The 19,468-nt window shown below is 71.0% G+C and carries 16 protein-coding genes and 1 tRNA gene; 5 read left to right on the plus strand and 12 right to left on the minus strand.

Going from position 1 to position 19,468, the window contains the following annotated elements; genetic code table 11:
- Positions 1-60 precede the first annotated feature (60 nt).
- Positions 61-558, minus strand: coding sequence for a MarR family winged helix-turn-helix transcriptional regulator (locus STRTU_RS21305; RefSeq protein WP_159745202.1), 498 nt, complete (start codon positions 556-558; stop codon positions 61-63).
- A 166-nt stretch (positions 559-724) separates the two neighbouring features.
- Between STRTU_RS21305 and STRTU_RS21310 the strand changes: the two genes are divergently transcribed.
- Entirely contained in the window at positions 725-1,549 is an 825-nt protein-coding gene (locus STRTU_RS21310) for a trans-aconitate 2-methyltransferase (protein WP_159745204.1), read from the plus strand.
- Between the two features lie 279 nt (positions 1,550-1,828).
- Here STRTU_RS21310 and STRTU_RS21315 read toward each other — a convergent pair whose 3' ends face one another.
- Both STRTU_RS21315 and STRTU_RS21320 read right to left on the minus strand, forming a co-directional pair.
- A complete protein-coding gene (locus STRTU_RS21315; protein ID WP_159745206.1) occupies positions 1,829-2,512 on the minus strand; it encodes a TetR/AcrR family transcriptional regulator in 684 nt (227 codons plus the stop codon).
- Between the two features lie 21 nt (positions 2,513-2,533).
- Entirely contained in the window at positions 2,534-3,535 is a 1,002-nt protein-coding gene (locus STRTU_RS21320) for an acyl-CoA desaturase (protein WP_159745208.1), read from the minus strand.
- A 304-nt stretch (positions 3,536-3,839) separates the two neighbouring features.
- Here STRTU_RS21320 and ppc point away from each other — a divergent pair, with 304 nt between their 5' ends.
- Complete coding sequence (gene ppc, locus STRTU_RS21325) at positions 3,840-6,602, plus strand: phosphoenolpyruvate carboxylase (RefSeq protein WP_371873638.1); 2,763 nt, start codon at positions 3,840-3,842, stop codon at positions 6,600-6,602.
- A 67-nt stretch (positions 6,603-6,669) separates the two neighbouring features.
- Here the strand turns inward: ppc and STRTU_RS21330 are convergent, their stop codons facing one another.
- The 7 genes from STRTU_RS21330 to STRTU_RS21360 all read right to left on the minus strand — a co-directional run bounded on the left by STRTU_RS21330 (position 6,670) and on the right by STRTU_RS21360 (position 12,421).
- Entirely contained in the window at positions 6,670-7,188 is a 519-nt protein-coding gene (locus STRTU_RS21330) for a hypothetical protein (RefSeq protein WP_159745210.1), read from the minus strand.
- Between the two features lie 81 nt (positions 7,189-7,269).
- Positions 7,270-7,857, minus strand: a complete 588-nt coding sequence (gene pth, locus STRTU_RS21335; RefSeq protein WP_159745212.1) for an aminoacyl-tRNA hydrolase — start codon at positions 7,855-7,857, stop codon at positions 7,270-7,272.
- 188 nt (positions 7,858-8,045) lie between these two features.
- On the minus strand, positions 8,046-8,639 hold the full coding sequence (locus STRTU_RS21340) for a 50S ribosomal protein L25/general stress protein Ctc (protein WP_159745214.1): 594 nt from the start codon (positions 8,637-8,639) through the stop codon (positions 8,046-8,048).
- A gap of 191 nt (positions 8,640-8,830) precedes the next feature.
- Positions 8,831-9,805 (minus strand): ribose-phosphate diphosphokinase, encoded by a 975-nt coding sequence (locus STRTU_RS21345; RefSeq protein ID WP_018091057.1) that lies wholly within the window; start codon positions 9,803-9,805, stop codon positions 8,831-8,833.
- A gap of 72 nt (positions 9,806-9,877) precedes the next feature.
- Positions 9,878-11,335 carry a bifunctional UDP-N-acetylglucosamine diphosphorylase/glucosamine-1-phosphate N-acetyltransferase GlmU gene (gene glmU / locus STRTU_RS21350; RefSeq protein ID WP_159745216.1) on the minus strand — a complete coding sequence of 486 codons (1,458 nt, stop codon included), beginning with the start codon at positions 11,333-11,335 and terminating at the stop codon, positions 9,878-9,880.
- A 132-nt stretch (positions 11,336-11,467) separates the two neighbouring features.
- Positions 11,468-11,538 (minus strand) — tRNA-Gln (locus STRTU_RS21355).
- 28 nt (positions 11,539-11,566) lie between these two features.
- Positions 11,567-12,421 carry a hypothetical protein gene (locus STRTU_RS21360; RefSeq protein ID WP_159745218.1) on the minus strand — a complete coding sequence of 285 codons (855 nt, stop codon included), beginning with the start codon at positions 12,419-12,421 and terminating at the stop codon, positions 11,567-11,569.
- A 156-nt stretch (positions 12,422-12,577) separates the two neighbouring features.
- Here STRTU_RS21360 and STRTU_RS21365 point away from each other — a divergent pair, with 156 nt between their 5' ends.
- Positions 12,578-14,047 (plus strand): histidine kinase, encoded by a 1,470-nt coding sequence (locus STRTU_RS21365; protein ID WP_159745220.1) that lies wholly within the window; start codon positions 12,578-12,580, stop codon positions 14,045-14,047.
- Positions 14,048-14,079: 32 nt separating this feature from the next.
- Here the strand turns inward: STRTU_RS21365 and STRTU_RS21370 are convergent, their stop codons facing one another.
- Together STRTU_RS21370 and STRTU_RS21375 are read right to left on the minus strand one after the other, a co-directional pair.
- Positions 14,080-14,643 carry an SUKH-3 domain-containing protein gene (locus STRTU_RS21370; RefSeq protein WP_159745222.1) on the minus strand — a complete coding sequence of 188 codons (564 nt, stop codon included), beginning with the start codon at positions 14,641-14,643 and terminating at the stop codon, positions 14,080-14,082.
- Between the two features lie 8 nt (positions 14,644-14,651).
- On the minus strand, positions 14,652-15,170 hold the full coding sequence (locus STRTU_RS21375) for a YwqJ-related putative deaminase (protein ID WP_159745224.1): 519 nt from the start codon (positions 15,168-15,170) through the stop codon (positions 14,652-14,654).
- 319 nt (positions 15,171-15,489) lie between these two features.
- Between STRTU_RS21375 and STRTU_RS21380 the strand changes: the two genes are divergently transcribed.
- On the plus strand, positions 15,490-16,497 hold the full coding sequence (locus STRTU_RS21380) for an SMI1/KNR4 family protein (RefSeq protein ID WP_159745226.1): 1,008 nt from the start codon (positions 15,490-15,492) through the stop codon (positions 16,495-16,497).
- 5 nt (positions 16,498-16,502) lie between these two features.
- Positions 16,503-19,397, plus strand: coding sequence for an SUKH-4 family immunity protein (locus STRTU_RS21385; protein WP_159745228.1), 2,895 nt, complete (start codon positions 16,503-16,505; stop codon positions 19,395-19,397).
- Positions 19,398-19,468 lie beyond the last annotated feature (71 nt).

Below are 19,468 nucleotides of genomic sequence, written 5' to 3' on the forward strand. Positions count from 1 at the left end.
CGGGCCCTGGCGGGGCGCCCGGGGGGGCTGGCCCCTGCGCCCAGTCCCCGGTCCGGTCCGCTACCCAGGCGTGTTGTCGAACGGACCGGTCAACTGCCGCAGCAGATCGGCAAGTTCGCCGCGCTGCTGCCGCGAGAGCTCGGCGAGGATGGCGCGCTCCTGGATCAGCAGTCCGGCCAGCGAGCGGTCGGCCTTGTCGCGGCCCTCCGCAGTCAGTCTGACCAGCACTCCGCGCCGGTCGCTCGGGTCGGGCAGCCGCTCGACAAGGTTCTTCTTGGCCAGCCGGTCGATGCGGTTCGTCATCGTCCCCGAGGTGACCAGCGTCTGGGTCAGCAGTGCACCGGGGGAGAGCTGGTACGGCGCCCCGGCGCGCCGCAGCGCGGTGAGCACATCGAATTCCCAGGGCTCCAGCCCCACCTCGGAAAAGGCGATACGGCGGGCCCGGTCGAGGTGTCTGGCCAGCCTGGAGACCCGGCTGAGGACCTCAAGCGGCTCCACGTCGAGGTCCGGGCGCTCGCGACGCCATGCTGCGACCAGTCGGTCGACCTCGTCCTCCATGACGATCAGTGTAGAGGGTCTGTCGACATGAAGTCTCTTGACGTCGAGATATATTCCGCTGGACTATGGGCATCGTCGGCGGGGGCCTCGGTTTCCAGCCGAGACGGCCCGAACCAGACCGTGCCGGCCTTGTGTCTGCCCTGCATCGGCAAAGGGGTTTCGAAACATGCACGAAGCACCAACCTGGGATCCGCAGCAATATCTCCGCCACTCCGGGCACCGTACCCGTCCGTTCCGCGACCTGCTCAACCGGATACCCGGCCTGCCCCGGCAGGACCGCCCGGCCCGTATCGCCGACCTCGGCTGCGGCCCCGGAAACGTCACCGTCCACCTCGCCACCCGCTGGCCGGACGCGCACATCACCGGATACGACAACTCCCCGGAGATGCTCAAGGAGGCCGAGACATACGCCGGCCCCACCCCGGGCGGCGGCCACCTCGACTTCGCCCCCGCCGACGCCGCCGACTGGGCGCCCGAGGAGACTTACGACCTGATCGTCTCCAACGCGGCCCTGCAGTGGGTCCCCAACCACCCGGACTCCTTCGCCCGCTGGATCGAGGCCCTCGCCCCCGGCGGCACCTTCGCCTTCCAGGTCCCCGGCAACTTCACCTCACCCAGCCACGCCCTCCTCGGCGAGCTGTGCGACGCCCCCCAGTGGCGCGAACGGCTCACCACCCACGGCCGCCGCTACGTCCACATCCTCGAACCGGCCGACTACCTGGAACGCCTCGCCGACCTCGGCTGCACCGCCGACGTCTGGGAAACCACCTACGTCCAGCTCCTGCAGGGCGACGACCCGGTCCTCGACTGGGTCAAGGGCACCGCCCTGCGCCCCGTCCTCACCGCCCTGGAAAACGACCCGGACACCCGCGACGCCTTCCTCGCCGAATACCGCGACGCCCTCCGCAAGGCCTACCCCACCGGCCCGCACGGCACGATCTTCCCCTTCCGCCGCATCTTCGCCGTAGCCCAAAAACCCACCTCCCCCTGACACCCCCCGACCAGCACGCCAGCGCGGCCCGACGCCGGGACGATTCTTGGCCGAGGGCCGGCAACACGCGCTGTTCATGGTGGCGCTCCATGAAAAGAAGGGGGCGCCCGGCCTCGGCGTCACGCCCCGTACAGCACGGCCTGGGCATAGATGAGGTTCGCATCCAGTAGCCCGGTATCTGCGCGGTATCGGCCGCGCTTTCGAGGGCGGGCTTCCGCGGCCCGACGGTCTGCTGGGCAGCGGCGCCGGCCTGAGGGGCGATGGTGCTCCAGCACCCCGTCAGTTCTTCCGATGCCCTATCAACCGCGGCCGTGCCTCCAGGTTGCCCAGGCCGTGCCAGGCCAGGTTGACCAGGTGGGCCGCTACCTCGGCCTTTTTCGGTTTGCGGGTGTCGACCCACCACTGGCCGGTGAGGGCGACCATGCCCACCAGGGCCTGTGCGTAGAGGGGGGCGAGTTTCGGGTCGAAGCCGCGGGCCTTGAATTCGAGGCCCAGGATGTCCTCTACCTGGGTGGCGATATCGCTGATGAGGGAGGCGAAGGTGCCCGTGGACTGGGCGACGGGGGAGTCGCGGACCAGGATGCGGAAACCGTCGGTGAAGGTCTCGATGTAGTCGAGGAGGGCGAAAGCGGCCTGTTCGAGGAGTTCGCGGGGGTGGCCGGCGGTCAGGGCGCCCGTCACCATGTCCAGCAGCTGCCGCATCTCGCGGTCCACGACCACCGCGTACAGGCCCTCCTTGCCGCCGAAGTGCTCGTACACCACCGGCTTGGACACCCCGGCCTTCGCCGCGATCTCCTCCACCGAGGTGCCCTCGTAGCCGCGCTCGGCGAAGAGCGTGCGACCGATGTCCAGCAGCTGCTCCCGGCGCTCCGCACCGGTCATCCGGACCCTCCGGGCCCGCCGCGTCGCGGCCGGGGGAGGTTTGCGTTTGCTGCTGCTCGTACTGCTGTCGTCGATCGCCACCCGTCAATGATGCCTTCCCGGCTACCGCCCGGAGGCACCCCCGGCGGCCTTCTGCGCGCGTCGGGCGTCGAGACGGGACGCGTCCGGCCAGCGGACGTCATACGCCCAGCCCGCCTTCTCGAACCAGCGGATCAGGCGGGCGCTGGAATCCAGCTGCCCCTTCATCACCCCGTGCCGGGCACAGGTCGGGTCCGCGTGGTGCAGGTTGTGCCAGGACTCGCCGCACGACAGGACGGCCAGCCACCAGACGTTCCCGGAGCGGTCGCGGGACTTGAACGGGCGCTTGCCGACCGCGTGACAGATGGAATTGATCGACCAGGTGACGTGGTGCAGCAGCGCGACGCGGACCAGGGAGCCCCAGAAGAACGCGGTCAGCGCGCCCTGCCAGGACCAGGTCACCAGGCCGCCCACCAGCGGCGGGATCAGCAGCGACACCGCCGTCCACAGCACGAACTGGCGGGAGACCGCACGGATCGCCGGGTCCTTGATCAGGTCCGGGGCGTACTTCTGCTGCGGCGTCTGCTCCTCGTCGAACATCCAGCCGATGTGCGCCCACCACAGGCCCTTCATCAGGGCGGGCACCGTCTCGCCGAAGCGCCACGGTGAATGCGGGTCGCCCTCGGCGTCGGAGAACTTGTGGTGCTTGCGGTGGTCCGCCACCCAGCGCACCAGCGGACCCTCGACGGCCAGCGAACCCATGACCGCCAGCGCGATCCGCAGCGGCCGCTTCGCCTTGAACGAACCATGGGTGAAGTAGCGGTGGAAGCCGATCGTGATGCCGTGGCAGCCGATGTAGTACATCGTCACCATCAGCGCCAGATCGAGCCAGCTCACCCCCCAGCCCCAGGCCAGCGGCACCGCGGCCACCAGCGCCACGAACGGGACGGTGATGAACAGCAGAAGCGAGATCTGTTCGACCGACCTGCGCTGCTCACCGCCCAGCGTCGCGGACGGGACCGGCGCACCGACGGCGGAATCGGCGGGAATCGGGGGATCTTCTACGGCTTCAGGACCAGCGGTCATGGTGTCCCTCGTCGGGGGCTCGGGGGCACGGCTACGGCTACGGAACCGTAACCTACGGTCTCGTAAGTATGGCAGTGCCGCAGCCCCGGGCAAGGCCGTGACAGGCGCCACACCCCCCGGCTGTGACGCAGTGCCCACCCAGCGGACGGTGTGATCTGCGCAGGCTGGGCAGACCTATCCTGGGGACGTCGGACAGCGCGGTCCGCAACCCGCCCGCATCAGACCTGCCCAACCCCGTCGCCCGTCCCGACCCCTCCCATGGGTCGCGGTGCGACGCCCCTGATCGCTGCAAGGAGCCGCACCAGTGAGCAGTGCCGACAACACTCCGGCCGAGATCGTGTCCATCGAAGGCCCCGAAGCCGGCCCGAGCGACAACGTCGCCCTGCGTGCCGACATCCGCCGCCTCGGTGATCTCCTCGGAGAGACCCTCGTCCGACAGGAGGGACAGGAACTGCTCGACCTGGTCGAGCGGGTCCGCGCCCTGACCCGCTCCGACGGGGAAGCCGCCGCCCGGCTCCTGGGCGACACCGACCTGGCCACCGCCGCCAAGCTGGTGCGCGCCTTCTCCACGTACTTCCACCTGGCGAACGTCACCGAGCAGGTCCACCGGGGCCGGGAACTGGGCGCCCGGCGCGCCGCCGAGGGCAGCATCCTCGCCCGCACCGCCGACATGCTCAAGGACGCCGACCCCGAGCACCTCCGCGAGACCGCCGGCAACCTCGGCGTCCGCCCCGTCTTCACCGCACACCCCACCGAGGCCGCCCGGCGCTCCGTCCTCACCAAGCTCCGCAAGGTCGCCGAGCTGCTGGACAGCCCTGACGGCGAGCGCCGCCGCGCCGACCTGCGGCTGGCCGAGAACATCGACCTCATCTGGCAGACCGACGAGCTGCGCGTCGCCCGCCCCGAGCCCACCGACGAGGCCCGTAACGCCATCTACTACCTCGACGAGCTGGGCCGCGGCGCCGTCGGCGACGTCCTCGAAGACCTCGCCGCCGAGCTGGAGCGGGCCGGCACCGAGCTGCCCGCCGGCACCCGCCCGCTGACCTTCGGCACCTGGATCGGCGGCGACCGCGACGGCAACCCCAACGTCACCCCGCAGGTCACCTGGGACGTCCTGCTTCTCCAGCACGAGCACGGCATCACCGACGCCCTGGAGCACATCGACGAGCTGCGCGGCGCGCTGTCCAACTCCATCCGCAACTGCGGCGCCACCGACGAACTGCTCGCCTCCCTCCAGCGCGACCTCGACCTCCTCCCGGAGATCAGCCCCCGCTACAAGCGGCTGAACAGCGAGGAGCCCTACCGCCTCAAGGCCACCTGCATCCGGCAGAAGCTCCTCAACACCCGCGAACGCCTCGCCGGCGACACCCCCCACGTCCCCGGCCGCGACTACCTCGGCACCACCGGGCTCCTCGACGACCTCGTGCTCATCCAGACCTCGCTGCGCGAACACCGCGGCGGACTGGTCGCCGACGGCCGCCTGGAGCGCACCCTGCGCACCATCGCCGCCTTCGGCCTGCAGCTCGCCACCATGGACATCCGCGAGCACGCCGACGCCCACCACCACGCCCTCGGCCAGCTCTTCGACCGCCTCGGCGAGGAGTCCTGGCGCTACGTGGACATGCCGCGCGACTACCGCCGCAAGCTCCTCGCCAAGGAACTGCGCTCCCGCCGCCCGCTGGCCCCCACCCCGGCCCCCCTCGACGAGGCCGGCGCCAAGACCCTCGGCGTCTTCCGCACCATCCTCAAGGCCAAGGACACCTTCGGCCCCGAGGTCATCGAGTCCTACATCATCTCGATGTGCGCCGGCTCCGACGACGTCTTCGCCGCCACCGTCCTCGCCCGCGAGGCCGGACTGATCGACCTGCACGCCGGCTGGGCCAAGGTCGGCATCGTGCCGCTGCTGGAGACCACCGACGAGCTGAAGATCGCCGACCAGCTGCTCGACGAGATGCTCGCCGACCCCTCCTACCGGCGCCTGGTCGCCCTGCGCGGCGACGTCCAGGAAGTCATGCTCGGCTACTCCGACTCCTCCAAGTTCGGCGGCATCACCACCTCCCAGTGGGAGATCCACCGCGCCCAGCGCCTGCTGCGCGACGTCGCCCACCGGCACGGCGTCCGCCTGCGCCTCTTCCACGGCCGCGGCGGCACCGTCGGCCGCGGCGGCGGCCCCTCCCACGACGCGATCCTCGCCCAGCCCTACGGCACCCTCGAAGGCGAGATCAAGGTCACCGAACAGGGCGAGGTCATCTCCGACAAGTACCTCGTCCCGTCGCTGGCGCGGGAGAACCTGGAGCTGACGGTCGCCGCCACCCTCCAGGCCTCCGCCCTGCACACCGAGCCCCGGCAGTCCGACGAGGCGCTGTCCCGCTGGGACGCCGCCATGGAAACCGTCTCCGACGCCGCCCACGGCGCCTACCGCAGCCTCGTCGAAGACCCCGACCTGCCCGCGTACTTCTTCGCCTCCACCCCCGTCGACCAGCTCGCCGAACTCCACCTCGGCTCGCGCCCCTCCCGCCGCCCCGACTCCGGCGCCGGCCTCGACGGACTGCGCGCCATCCCGTGGGTCTTCGGCTGGACCCAGTCCCGCCAGATCGTCCCCGGCTGGTACGGCGTCGGCACCGGCCTCAAGGCCGCCCGCGAAGCCGGACTCGACAGCGTCCTGGACGAAATGCACGAGTACTGGCACTTCTTCCGCAACTTCCTGTCCAACGTCACCATGACGCTGGCCAAGACCGACCTGCGGATCGCCGAGCACTACGTCGACACCCTCGTCCCCGACAAGCTCAAGCACGTCTTCGACGTCATCAAGGCCGAGCACGAACTCACCGTCGCCGAAGTCCTGCGCGTCACCGGGGAGAAGGAACTCCTCGACTCCAACGACGTCCTCAAGCAGACCTTCCACATCCGCGACGCCTACCTGGACCCGATCTCCTACCTCCAGGTCTCGCTGCTGGACCGCCAGCGCAGCGCCGCCGAACGCGGCGAGGAGCCCGACCCGGTCCTCGCCCGCGCCCTGCTGCTGACCGTCAACGGCGTCGCCGCCGGACTGCGCAACACCGGCTGACACCACCCCGGCACACGACGACGGCCCGCCCTCTCCACCGAGAGGACGGGCCGCCGTCGTACCTGCCCTACAGCGCAGCGAACGCCGCGCCCAGCAACACCGCCCCCAACAACCCCATCACCCACGCCGTACGCCGCAGCCGCATCCCCCCGGCCACCACCAGCGCCGCCAGCAACAACGACCCCGCGAACGGCACCCACGCATGCAGAACCCCGGCCGCCCCGGTCCGCACCGCCTGCGTCGTCCCCGGCTTGACCGTCACCTCGACCCGCGCACCCTTGTCCGCCGCCGCCTCCGCGACCGACACCTTCGCCAGCCGCCGCCCCTCGCCCGCCGACGGCACATACGGACCCGTGCACCGCTCACCCGCACACGCCGACACCGTCATCATTCCGCGCCCCCGCGCCTTGACGAGCATCGCGTACTGCGCCGTCTGCCACGACGTCCACACCCCCGCCACCAACAGCAGCAACGCCAGCAGACCCATCAACCCGGTCCGGGCGACAAGCAGCACCCCGAAGGCGCTCTCACCGACCCGGCGGGTACGACTGCGTCTGACCGAACGGGTGCGCGTACTTCGGGACATGGCGGCGATCCTTGGCCATCCACCCGCACCCGTCAACCTCCGGAAAGGGTTCGTCAGAGCCTGACCCGAGCTGTCCCCAATTCAGGAGTTGTACGTGGTCTGCGCCCGTTCCAGACCGTCGACAATCAGCGTCTCCACCGCATCCGCCGCACGGTCCACGAAGTAATCCAGCTCGCGCCGCTCCGCCGCGGAAAAGTCCTTCAGCACAAAATCCGCCACCTGCATACGACCCGGCGGACGCCCGATCCCGAACCGCACCCGGTGATACTCCGCGCCCAGCGACTTCGTGATCGACTTCAGACCGTTGTGGCCATTGTCACCGCCGCCCAGCTTCAGCCGCAGCGCACCGTAATCAATATCCAACTCATCGTGAATCGCCACGATGTTACCCACCGGCACCTTGTAGAAATCCCGCAGCGCGGTCGTCGGCCCACCCGACAGATTCATGAAAGACGCCGGCTTCGCCACCACCACACGACGGCTCGACGGCCCCGGCGCACCACAACGCCCCTCCACCACCTGCGCCCGCGCCTTGTGCGCCTTGAAACGGCCCCCCATCCGCTCCGCCAGCAAATCCGCCACCATGAAACCCACATTGTGGCGATTACGCGCATACTCCGGGCCCGGATTACCCAGCCCCACCACCAGCCACGGATCAGCGTCCGCCATCTCAGCCACTCCCACATCCGCCGGCCACACCCGCCGGCACCGACCGTCACTGCCCATGAAACAGCCCAACCGCCACCCCGCACCCAAAAGGCACGCGGCAGCGGCTGGACCCGGCCGAGGCAATCCGCCTCAGCGAAAACGACTCAGCGCGAAAAGCGAGTCAGCGAAACGACTCAGCGCGAAAAGGCTCAGGCCTCGGCGCCCTCGGCGCCCTCACCCTCGGCCTCCTCGGCCGGCGCCTCCGCCTGCGCGGCGACGACCTGCAGCACCACGGCGTCCTCGTCCACCGACAGCGAGGAGCCCTTCGGCAGGGTGATGTCCTTGGCCAGCACCGAAGCGCCGGCGTCCAGGCCCTCGACGGAGATGGTGACCGACTCCGGGATGTGGGTGGCCTCGGCCTCGATCGGCAGCGCGTTCAGCACGTGCTCCAGCACCAGCTGGCCCGGGGCCAGGTCGCCCTCGACGTGGATCGGGATCTCGACGGAGACCGTCTCGCCCTTCTTCACGGCCAGGAAGTCCACGTGCACCAGGAACTGGCGGATCGCCTCACGCTGCACGGCCTTCGGGATGACCAGCTCGCTCTTGCCCTCGAACTCCAGGCGGATCAGGGCGTTCGGCGTCTTCAGGGCCATCATCAGCGCGTGGTTGTGGATCGCCACGTGCTGCGGCTTCTCACCGTGACCGTAAATGACCGCGGGAACCAGGTCGGCGCGGCGGGCGCGGCGGGCGGCACCCTTACCGAAGTCGGTACGGGCCTCGGCGGTGAGCTTGACCTCTGCCATGACTGCACTCCTCGTAACTCAGAAAAATCCGGTGGGCGTTACCCGGCCCACGACAGACCTGCTACGAAGAGCGCGTCGATAACGGACAGCCACCACAAAAGGGTGGCCTCCCTCGCCGAGCAACTCGATGAGTCTACCCGGCAGGAAGGCCGCCCCAAAGTCGATCAGTGCCGGCTAGCGCACCGGACCGCTCACTGCTCCTCGAAGAGGCTCGTCACCGAACCGTCCTCGAACACCTCACGGAGCGCACGGGCAATCGTCGGCGCCATCGACAGCACCGTGATCTTGTCCAGCTCCAGCTCCGAAGGCGTCGGCAGCGTATTCGTGAACACGAACTCGCTCACCTTCGAATTCTTCAGCCGGTCCGCCGCCGGACCCGACAGCACACCGTGCGTCGCCGTCACGATGACGTCCGAGGCGCCGTTGGCGAACAGCGCATCCGCCGCCGCGCAGATCGTGCCACCGGTGTCGATCATGTCGTCGACCAGGACACACACCCGGTCCTTCACATCGCCGACCACCTCATGCACGGTGACCTGATTCGCCACGTCCTTGTCACGCCGCTTGTGCACAATCGCCAGCGGCGCACCCAGACGGTCACACCAGCGGTCCGCCACCCGCACCCGGCCCGCGTCCGGCGAAACCACCGTCAGCTTCTCGCGGTCCACCTTCGCGCCCACATAGTCCGCGAGGACCGGCAGCGCGAAAAGATGATCCACCGGGCCGTCGAAGAAGCCCATGATCTGGTCGGTGTGCAGATCAACCGTCACCACACGGTCCGCACCCGCCGTCTTCATCAGATCCGCGATCAGCCGCGCCGAAATCGGCTCACGGCCACGGTGCTTCTTGTCCTGCCGCGCATAACCGTAGAAAGGCACGACCACCGTGATGCTCCGGGCCGACGCCCGCTTCAGCGCATCAATCATGATCAGCTGTTCCATGATCCACTTATTGATCGGAGCCGTGTGGCTCTGAATCAAAAAGCAATCCGCGCCACGCGCCGACTCCTGATAGCGGACATAGATCTCACCATTGGCGAAGTCAAAAGCCTTCGTCGGGACCAGCCCCACACCCAGCTGATGCGCGACCTCCTCCGCCAGCTCGGGGTGGGCGCGGCCGGAGAAGAGCATCAGCTTCTTCTCGCCGGTCGTCTTGATCCCGGTCACAGCAAATCTCCTCGAATCACAGTTTGCGTGCGCTCATCACGGTACGCCCCGCACGGCGTGCCCTCTGCACGATCACCGCTCGCCCTCGGACTCCTGGCGAGCGACCGAAGCCGCCTGCGCGGCGGCACTTCCAGGCCGCTTACGCGCGACCCAACCCTCGATATTCCGCTGCTGGCCACGCGCGACCGCCAGCGAACCCGGGGGCACATCCTTGGTGATCACCGAGCCGGCCGCCGTATAAGCACCGTCCCCGATCGTGACCGGAGCCACAAACATGTTGTCCGACCCCGTCTTGCAATGCGACCCGACCGTCGTGTGATGTTTCGCCTCACCGTCGTAGTTCACAAATACACTCGCCGCACCGATATTGGTGAACTCACCGATCGTGGCATCGCCCACATACGACAGATGCGGCACCTTCGTGCCCTCACCGATCGACGCGTTCTTCATCTCCACGTACGTACCGGCCTTCGACTTCGGCCCAAGATCCGTCCCCGGACGCAGATACGCATACGGCCCGACATTCGCGCCCTCACCGATACGCGCACCCTCGGCCACCGTGAACGACACCACAGCACCCGCACCCACCGACGTATCCGACAACCGCGAATGCGGACCCACCTCGGCACCCGACGCGATATGCGTGGCACCCAGCAGCTGCGAACCCGGGTGAACCGTCGCATCCGGCTCGAACGTCACCGACACATCCACCCACGTCGACGCCGGATCCACCACCGTCACACCGGCCAGCATCGCCCGCTCCACCAGCCGGTCATTCAGCAGCCGCCGCGCCTGCGCCAGCTGCACCCGGTTATTGATCCCCAGAATCTCCCGGTGATCACCGGCCACCGCCGCACCCACACGGTGCCCGGCCTCCCGCACGATCCCCAGGACATCCGTCAGATACTCCTCGCCCTGACTGTTGTCCGTACGCACCTTCCCCAGCGCATCGACCAGCAGCCGCCCATCAAAAGCGAACACCCCGGAATTGATCTCCCGGATCGCCCGCTGCGCCACACTCGCGTCCTTGTGCTCGACGATCGCGGTCACCGCGCCCGAGCCTTCCTCACGCACGATGCGCCCATAACCCGTCGCATCCGGGACCTCGGCCGACAGCACCGTGACGGCATTGCCGTCCGCGGCATGCGTGTCACCCAGCAGCCGCAGCGTCTCACCGGTCAGCAGCGGAGTGTCACCACAGACCACGATCACCGTGCCGTCCGGGGCCACACCGCTCTGGCTCAGCTCCTCCAGAGCCGTACGCACCGCATGACCGGTGCCGTTCTGCTCGTGCTGCACCGCCGTGCGCACGTCGGGGTCGATCTCGGAGAGGTGCGCCCGCACCTGCTCGCGGGCGTGGCCGACGACCACGACGAGATGCTCGGGGTCCAGCTCACGGGAGGCGGCGACGACATGGCCGACGAGGGAGCGGCCACAGACGGTGTGCAGGACCTTTGGCGTGGCCGACTTCATGCGGGTGCCCTCACCCGCTGCGAGAACGACGACGGCTGCCGGGCGGTTGGCGCTCACGGGGATGCCCTTCGGCTTCTTGGCTACTTCGGGTGGTGGTCATCCGAAGGATACCGGTGCGTATTGCAGCCGAAACGCGGGCGGGTCCTGACTTGGTGGTCAGGGCCCGGAAATTCGCCCGTTGTGCATGTGCTCCCCCACGAGGATTCGAACCTCGACCGACGACACCAAAAGACGTTGTGCTGCCCTTACACCATGGGGGAGGGTACTGTCAAGCAATCCGGCTTTTCGTCAGCGCGGCTGCTTGGCACCCAACACTATGCCGTACCACCAGCCTTCGATGCGACGGTATAGCTCTGCACTTTGTAGCACCCGGATCACCAGACAGCCGTGGTAGCCCTCGCCGACGTTCTTGCGGACGGTCTTGGGGTTGTGTTTTTTGATCGTCGTCTTCTGGAGTGCGCCGACCTCGATGCCGACGAGATCGGCCCAGTAGCGCTCGGCGGCCGCCACATCGGCGGTGCCGTGAATCATCACCCGGAAGCCGATGCGATCCGGCTCCACGGCCAGCAGCTTCAGCCAGGCCAGGTAGAGCCGGATCACGCCCGGGTCGCTGTTGACGAAGGTGACGCCCTCCCGTCGGGCGTGCGGCTTGTCCTTGGTGCCTTCCGCCCAGTAGAGGGCGACACCGGCGATGAGCAGATCGCGGTCCGAGAGGCTCCCGAGTCTCCGCGTCGCCTCGTCCTTGGTGCGCCGGCGCTCCTTTTCCCGCCGCTCCAGCGTCGCCTCCCAGCCCCGCCGGGCGATGGCGGAGGCCTCCTCGCGGGTTCGCGGCGGCGGCTTCGGCAGATCTCGTACCCACAGGGAGATCGAGCTCTTGGAGCAGCCCAGTTCGAGCTGGATCCGGTCGTAGGTCAGGCCCTGGCGGCGTAGTTCGCGGGCGCGGGTGCGGAGGTCGTCCTTGGCGTTGGGGCGGCGGGTCCAGTCGGGGGCGGGGATGCCTTCGAGGAGGCGGTTGAGGAGGTCGTTGTTGTGGACGTGGAGGCGGTCGCGGATCTGGCGGCGGCTGAGGCCGGCCCGGCGCAGGGCGATGGCCTGGGGGCGTAAGGATGCGTAGTCGGGGTGTTCCCGGTGGGGGTTCGGCATGGGATCAGGGTGGTGGGTGCGGGTGTGCGGGGGTGTCGAAAGTGTGGGCGATTCACTAGTTCGAGCGGTGACCGGTGGTAAGGGCTGGAAATGGCCCGGGGTGTGGCCAATAACGGGGCGGGGGGAACGGGGGCGGGCGCCCGTAGGCTGGTCGGTATGACCGCAACGGGGGCAAGTGAAGGTGCCGGCGCGCGGGGCGCGCCGGTGAGTGGGCCGTGGTGGTGGGCCCGTCGGCGGAGTGCCGTGCTGGATGTGTTGCTGGCGGTGGCTTCCGCGGCGGAGTGTGCGTTCGAGGGGGCGCGGTTCGCTTCGGAGGCGCAGTTGCCGGAGCCGGCCGGGGTGCTGCTCGGTCTGCTGGCGGGGTCGGTGCTGTTGTTGCGCCGGCGCTGGCCGGTGGCGGTGGTGCTGGTCTCGATAGCGGTGATCCCGGCGGAGATGGGCGGGCTGCTGAGCACGGTGGGGCTGTACACGCTCGCCGCGTCGGATGTGCCGCGCCGGATCACGGGGCTGCTGGCGGGGATGACGGTGACGGGGACGTTGGTGACGACGTTCCTCAGCTTGCGGCAGGAGGCGGCGGCGCAGAACGACTTCCAGCCGCCGTTCTGGCTGATCCCGGTGATGTCGCTGGCGCTGGGGCTGGTGCTGACGGCGCCGCCGGTGTTGTGGGGGCTGTATGTGGGGGCCCGTCGGCGGCTGGTGGAGAGTTTGCGGGAGCGGGCGGACGGTTTGGAGCGTGAGCTGTCGTTGCTGGCGGACCGGGCCGAGGAGCGGGCGGAGTGGGCCCGTAACGAGGAGCGGACGCGGATTGCGCGGGAGATGCACGATGTGGTCGCGCACCGGGTGAGTCTGATGGTGGTGCATGCGGCGGCGTTGCAGGCGGTGGCGCTGAAGGACCCGGAGAAGGCGTCGAAGAACGCGGGGCTGGTCGGCGACATGGGGCGGCAGGCGCTGACGGAGCTGCGGGAGATGCTGGGGGTGTTGCGTACGGCTGACGGGGCGGCGGTGCGGGGTGGCGCGGTGTCGGGTGCGCCGGAGCGGCTGGCGGCGGTGGCTTCCCGGGCGGGGGCGCAGGCGACGGTGCGGGTGTGGCCGTCGGAGCCGTCCGCGGGCGGGGGCGCGGCGGGGGCCGCGGAGGACGGCCGTTCTGGGGGCGGGGTGCGGGTGCCGGGGCCGGCTACGGGGGAGGCGGATGCCGAGGGGCCGTATCTGGCGGAGCTGGGGGATCTGGTGGGGCAGTCCCGGGCGGCGGGGATGGTGGTGGAGCTGACGGTGGACGGGGTGGCCGAGGGGGAGCCGGACGCGGCTGTCGGGCAGCGGTATGCGCCGAGGGTGGAGCGGACCGTCTATCGCGTGGTGCAGGAGGCGCTGACGAATGTGCACAAGCATGCGCCGGGGGCGCGGGCGCGGGTGCGGCTGGCGCACCGGGAGGGTGAGCTGGCGGTGCAGGTGGAGAACGGTCCCTGTGAGGGCGGTGCGGCCGATGCGGGCCTGCCGAGCGGCGGCAATGGCCTGGTGGGGATGCGGGAGCGGGTGACGTCGCTGGGCGGCGTGTTCGTGTCGGGCCCGACGGAGTCCGGGGGCTTCCGGGTGTCGGCGGTGGTGCCGTCCTCGGGGGCGGGCGGCTGAGGGGACGGCGCACGCGGAGGCCCGCCGGCGGCTCAGTCGTCCGTAGGGGGTGTGACGCCCAGGCGCAACGGGCGGGTTCCCTGCACGAGGACGCCCAGTGCGCTGTCGATGTCCGGGCCCAGGTACCAGTCGCCGGTGTGGTCGAGGCTGTAGACGCGGCCTTCGGCGTCGATGGCGAGGGTGGACTGGGTGTAGGTGGCGCCGTCGTGGTCGGTGAGTTCTTCGCGGCCGAGGGGGGCCACGTCGGTGTGCAGGGCGCGGCCGAGGTCGCCGAGGGTGCGGGCGAGGTGGAGGCCGTGCAGGGGGTCGATGGCGAAGGGGGTGGGGGCGATGTGGCGGCCGGGGCCGGGGCCGGTGAGGTGCAGTCCGCCGAATTCGGCCCAGGCTTCGACGGCGGCGGGGAAGACGGTGTGGCGGTGGCCTGCGGGGGAGGTGTGGGCGCGGAGGGTGTCGGCCCAGTGTTCCGCCTGCTGTATGTCCCAGCGGCCGGGTTGCCAGCCGGCTTCCTGGAGGGCGACGTCGACGGCCGGGGGGAAGCGTGTGGAGTCGGTCCGGTCGTGGGCGGGGGTGCGGGGGCCGGGGGTGGTGGGCGGCATGGTGGTGGTCAGCTTCCTGTGGGCGTGATGCCGCTGATGGGCATGACGCCGAAGTGGGCGAGGAGGGCGTCGCAGGAGCGGCAGGGCGGGGCGTAGCTGCCGTGCTGGGGGTCGCCGTCCTCGCGGATGTGGCGGGCGGTGAGTTTGGAGTGTTTGAGGGAGCGGCGGGCTTCGCCGTTGGTGAGGGGTTTGCGGGAGGCGCGTTTGCCGCGGTTGCCTTCGACGGCGGTGAGGTGCCGGGAGAGCAGGACCGCTTCGGGGCAGCGTCCGGTGAAACGTTCGCGCTGTGCGGTGGCGAGGGTGTCCAGGAAGTCCTGGACGAGGGGGTGCAGGGCGGGCGGTTGTTCGGCCTTGCTCGCAGTGCAGGTGAGGGTTTGTCCGCGTACGGACAAGGCGGCGCCGATGGTGGGGAGGATGCCGTCGCGGCGGTGGTGGAGGGCGGGTGCGCGGTGGTCGTCCGCGGTGCCGCTCCAGCCGATGCGGGGGTCGCCGGCGGCTGAGTTGTGGTGGCGTGCAGTGGTGCTCATGGTGGTGCTTTCCCTCCCCGAATCCCCGTGTCGCTGGGGCTCCCCCCGCCGTAGGTGGGGGAGGGTCAGCCTGCCAAATGTGCTGGGTGTTGCGGTAGTCGAGCGGGCTGTCGATGATCTCACGGCGGGCTGACGGGGCGTCGGTCGCGGGGTAACGGGGCTGGTCGGCGGGGTGGTGCGCGGGGGCTCGGGGGTGGTGCGGCGGTGGGTGACGTCGGTGTGTCGCGGGGCTGACGGACGGGGGCGGGCGAGGGGGGAGGGCGTGGCGGTACGGCTTAGGCTGTGCTCCAAAGCCAGCTTCAGCCAGGGGGCAAGCGCGATGACGACAGGGCGGCAAGGGCTGGGGGCACTCCCCGGCCCCTGGGCGGCGGGACACACCGCGCCACCGAATTCGGCCTATGCCGGGCAGGTCGTGCATTTTCCGGATCCGGTCCGTGCCGCACGCTACCCCGCCGGGGTGCGGATGGACGAACGGGGTTTCCCGGAGTTCTCGCCGTATGCCCGCGCGGCCGCGGAGATCGCCGAGCCGCCGGAGGGTTTCGGCGTCGATGAACTGCGCCTGACGGACTATGTGTCGGCGAACGCGGCGCTGCACGCGCAGGGGCACGAGCTGTGGATAGATGTGCCGGCGGTGGCCACGCCGCACGGCTGGACCTGGCATCACGTGGCCGGCACCCGGCGGATGGAGCTGGTTCCGGTCGAGGTGAAGGCGCTGTTGCGGCATCACGGGGGGCTGGCGACGGCTGCGGTGGCGCACGACAGGCGCGGTACCCGGCCGTTGCAGGAGACCCGGCCGGCGCACTTCGGGCTGCCGCACCGTGATCTGTCGGTGAGCGAGGAGCAGTTGGCGCAGGCCGAGGAGGCGCTGGGCTACCGGCTGCCGGGCGCGTACCGGTCGTTCCTGAAGGCGGCGGGCGGGTGTGCGCCGGTGGGGGCGGCGCTGGACGCGGAGTTGGGGCTGCTGGTCGATCAGCCGTTCTTCACGGTGCGCGATGACGCGGCGGTCAACGATCTCCTCTACGTCAACAAGTGTCTGCGGGACCACTTCACCAAGGACTATCTGGGCGTGGCCTTCGTCCAGGGCGGTGTGGTGGCGGTGAAGGTGCGCGGTGAGGCGCTCGGTTCGGTGTGGTTCTGCCCGTACGACGATGCGCGGGACCAGGACGGGTGGACGGTGCAGGAGCGGGTGGAACGGCTGCTGTTGCCGTGCGGGGCGGATTTCGATGACTTTCTGCAGCGGCTGGCGGGCAATCCGCCGGAGCTGTCGACGGTGGCGGATCTGATGGTCGACGGTGGTTTCGCGTACGCGGTCGCGGTGGGGGGTTGAGTGCGGTGGTGACGTTCGCGCAGGCGCAGGAGCGCGCGGAGCGGTGGGTGAACGGCGAGGTGCCGGCGGTGTTCCATCGTGAGGTGCGGGTGCGGGAGTTCGACCTGGGCTTTGTGGCCTGGGCAGAGGACCGGGAGGGCGGCCCGTCGACGGATGGCGGCCGGGCCCGGCTGGTGATCGCACGGGACAGCGGGGAGACCACGCTGTGGCCGGGGCTGCCGGTGGGTGAGGTGATCCGGCGCTACGAGGAGGAGTACGGCGCTGCCGCGGACGGCGGGTTCGGCGCGGCCGAGGCGCCGCCGCAGCGGATCGACCTGGAGGCCACGTCGTTTCTGCTGACGCCGCCGGAGTGGCTGCAGGAGGCGGCGGACGCGCGGAGCGCCGCGGAGCAGCGGGGCGCGGGGAGCGCGCAGGCCCCGGCGGCCGCGCCCGCGCCCGCCCCTGGACCCGCGTCCCCGGTGTCGGATGCCTGGGCCGAGGTGAGCGTCAACGGTACGGACGGCGCGGCCGCGCAGAGCGGTGCGGGGGCGGCGGAGACCGGCCCGGGGGCGGGTGCCGGTCCCTCCGGTGTGCCGACGCCGTGGGCCGAGGCGGACACCACCGACGGCGCGGGGGGCGAGGACCGTTCGGTGGAGCTGCCCGCGACGGTGTTCGCACCGCCGCTGGCCGGTTTCGACGAGGAGGATGACGCGTCGTCACCGCCGCGGGCCCGGCCGGACGCGAAGACCGAACTGCTGCAGGGCGGCAGCCAGTTGCCGCGTACGCAGATGGCGCCCGCGGTGGAGGAGGCGGACGGGTCCCGGCCCGCCGGAGGTCCGCTGCCGCCGCCGATGCCGTCCGTGCCGCCGCCCGCCGCGGGGCTGCCGGATCTGCCGCCGCCGTCGGGCCCGCCGGTCACCGATGTGCCGCCCCCGCCGGGTGCCGTGACGCCCGCCGCGGGCGGGCCGGGTGTGCCGCCTTCCGCAGGCGGTGGGGTGCATGCCGCGGCGACGATGCTGGCCGACGGCTCGGCGCTGCCCGGTAACGCCGCCGCGGGTCCGCCACCGCCGCCGCCCGTACCCGGTCCGTCCGGTGCGGGCCGGGACGGTGCGCAGCAGGGTCCGGTGCATGACGCGGCGGCCGATGGGGGCGGCGGTGAGGCGCGCTCGCAGGGCGGGTCCGCGGCGTCCGGCGCCGGTGCGTCCGGTGCGTCCGGTGCGCCGGCCGGTGGTTATGTGCCGACGCAGATGGTTTCGCAGCTGGACGCGGCGGAGGTGGACCTCAGCGCGGTGGACGGGCCGGGCGGGGCGGAGGCGTCGGGCGGGGCCGATGGGGCCGGTGCTGCCGGGGCCGGCGGTTCCGGTTCCCCTGCGGCCGGCGGTCACGATTCCGGTTCCGGCGGTGCGGGTTCCCCCGCGACCGGTGGCCCCGGGTCCGGCGGGGTCCATGCCGCCGCGACGATGCTCGCCGACGGTGCGTCCCTCCAGGCCCCCCACGGCGGTGCCGCCGGTGGCCCCGGGGTGCCGCCGCCGCCCGCGCCGCCCGGTGTGCCGGGCGTGCCCAAGCCTCCCGGCCCGCCCGGCCCGCCCGGTAAGCCCGGGGTGCCCGCGGACGGCCGGAACTCCGGCGGCCAGGGCGGCCCGCCCCCGCCGCCTGCCCCTCCCGGCCCGCCCGCCGCGGGCGGTCCCGGTGGCGGCGGGGTGCATGCCGCCGCCACGATGCTCGCCGACGGCGCGGCGCTGTCCGGCGCCGCCGGTGGTGCGGGCGCTGCGGGCGGCCCGGGGACTCCCGGTATGCCACCGTCACCCGGCCCCACACCCCCACCGGGCCCCCAGCAGGGACCACCCGCTGCGCCGGTCCCCGGTGCCCCGGTCCCTGGTACCCCGGCCCCCCAGGGCTCCGGCGCGTACGGCTACCCCCAGTCGCCCGGCGGCCAGCCGACCGTCGGTCCGGGCTACATGGCGGTGCTGAGCTACCGCGCGCCGGACGGTTCCGAGCAGAAGATCGTGCGCCGTTCCGCGCCCGGTACGCCGCATCCGGAGTGGCAGCTGCTGCATGAGCTGCGCGGGATGAACATCCCCCCGCAGCAGGTGCTGGAGCTGCACACCGAGCTGGAGTGCTGTGATCTGCCGGGCGGCTACTGCGCCCGGATGATCCGGGACGCCTGGCCGCAGGTGCGGATCAGCCACACCGCCGCGTACGGCAGGGACCATGTCTCGCGCCAGCAGGGCGTACGGCATCTCGTCGAGCATCAGGGCGAGTTGCACCAGGTCGCGGACGGTCCGGCGCGGCCGGCGCCGGTGCGGGTGCCGTTGCCCCATCCGTCGCAGGTGCAGCCGGTGCCGCCGGTGCCTCCGCAGGTGATCGGGCAGGAGCTGGAGCAGTCGTTCGGCCCGCAGGCGCTGTTCCGTTTCGACCAGCGGGCGGTCTCCCGGCAGGGGGTGCCCGATGTGGTGGCGCAGATGCTGGTGTGGGCCGGGCTGCCGGTCGATTTCGGGCCGTTCTTCTGGGCGCAGGCGCAGCCGCAGCGTCCGGTGCCGACGCTGGCGGAGCTGGCGGTGGAGCGGGGGGTGCAGCCGGCCGCGGATGCCGGTTCGTATCTGGTGATGGGCAATGACTTCGGCCGTCAGCTGTGTGTGCAGTACGGGACCGCGCACATCGTGGCGGTGCCGCTGGAGGCCGGTCCCGGCGGCCAGTCGGCGACGCCGCAGTTCGTGAACTCGGGGCTGCCGGAGTTCGTGCGCTGTCTGGCGATGCTGGGGCGGATGTGGCGGCTGCGGTACGGGCTGACGCCGGAGCAGGCGGGCCGCTGGACCGTCGACTTCCAGGCGCAGCTGGTCGCGCTGGACGCGCCCGCGCTGGGCTCGCCGGAGACCTGGTGGTCGGTGCTGCTCGAACAGATGTGGGACGGGCTGCTGTAGGGGCCGCCCCAGCCCCGCCAAGCCCAGCCCGCCCCGGCCCCGCCCCGCCCCGGCGGCAGGCCCTGCCGCCG

Source organism: Streptomyces tubercidicus (assembly GCF_027497495.1).
Classification (GTDB): Bacteria; Actinomycetota; Actinomycetes; order Streptomycetales; family Streptomycetaceae; genus Streptomyces; species Streptomyces tubercidicus.

Excerpts from the sequence above, each read along its gene's own strand:
- STRTU_RS21305 (WP_159745202.1), bottom strand. The coding sequence starts at position 558 with ATGGAGGACGAGGTCGACCGACTGGTCGCAGCATGGCGTCGCGAGCGC.
- STRTU_RS21310 (WP_159745204.1), top strand. The coding sequence starts at position 725 with ATGCACGAAGCACCAACCTGGGATCCGCAGCAATATCTCCGCCACTCC.
- STRTU_RS21320 (WP_159745208.1), bottom strand. The coding sequence starts at position 3,535 with ATGACCGCTGGTCCTGAAGCCGTAGAAGATCCCCCGATTCCCGCCGAT.
- STRTU_RS21330 (WP_159745210.1), bottom strand. The coding sequence starts at position 7,188 with ATGTCCCGAAGTACGCGCACCCGTTCGGTCAGACGCAGTCGTACCCGC.
- pth (WP_159745212.1), bottom strand. The coding sequence starts at position 7,857 with ATGGCGGACGCTGATCCGTGGCTGGTGGTGGGGCTGGGTAATCCGGGC.
- STRTU_RS21340 (WP_159745214.1), bottom strand. The coding sequence starts at position 8,639 with ATGGCAGAGGTCAAGCTCACCGCCGAGGCCCGTACCGACTTCGGTAAG.
- STRTU_RS21360 (WP_159745218.1), bottom strand. The coding sequence starts at position 12,421 with ATGCCGAACCCCCACCGGGAACACCCCGACTACGCATCCTTACGCCCC.
- STRTU_RS21365 (WP_159745220.1), top strand. The coding sequence starts at position 12,578 with ATGACCGCAACGGGGGCAAGTGAAGGTGCCGGCGCGCGGGGCGCGCCG.
- STRTU_RS21370 (WP_159745222.1), bottom strand. The coding sequence starts at position 14,643 with ATGCCGCCCACCACCCCCGGCCCCCGCACCCCCGCCCACGACCGGACC.
- STRTU_RS21375 (WP_159745224.1), bottom strand. The coding sequence starts at position 15,170 with ATGAGCACCACTGCACGCCACCACAACTCAGCCGCCGGCGACCCCCGC.
- STRTU_RS21380 (WP_159745226.1), top strand. The coding sequence starts at position 15,490 with ATGACGACAGGGCGGCAAGGGCTGGGGGCACTCCCCGGCCCCTGGGCG.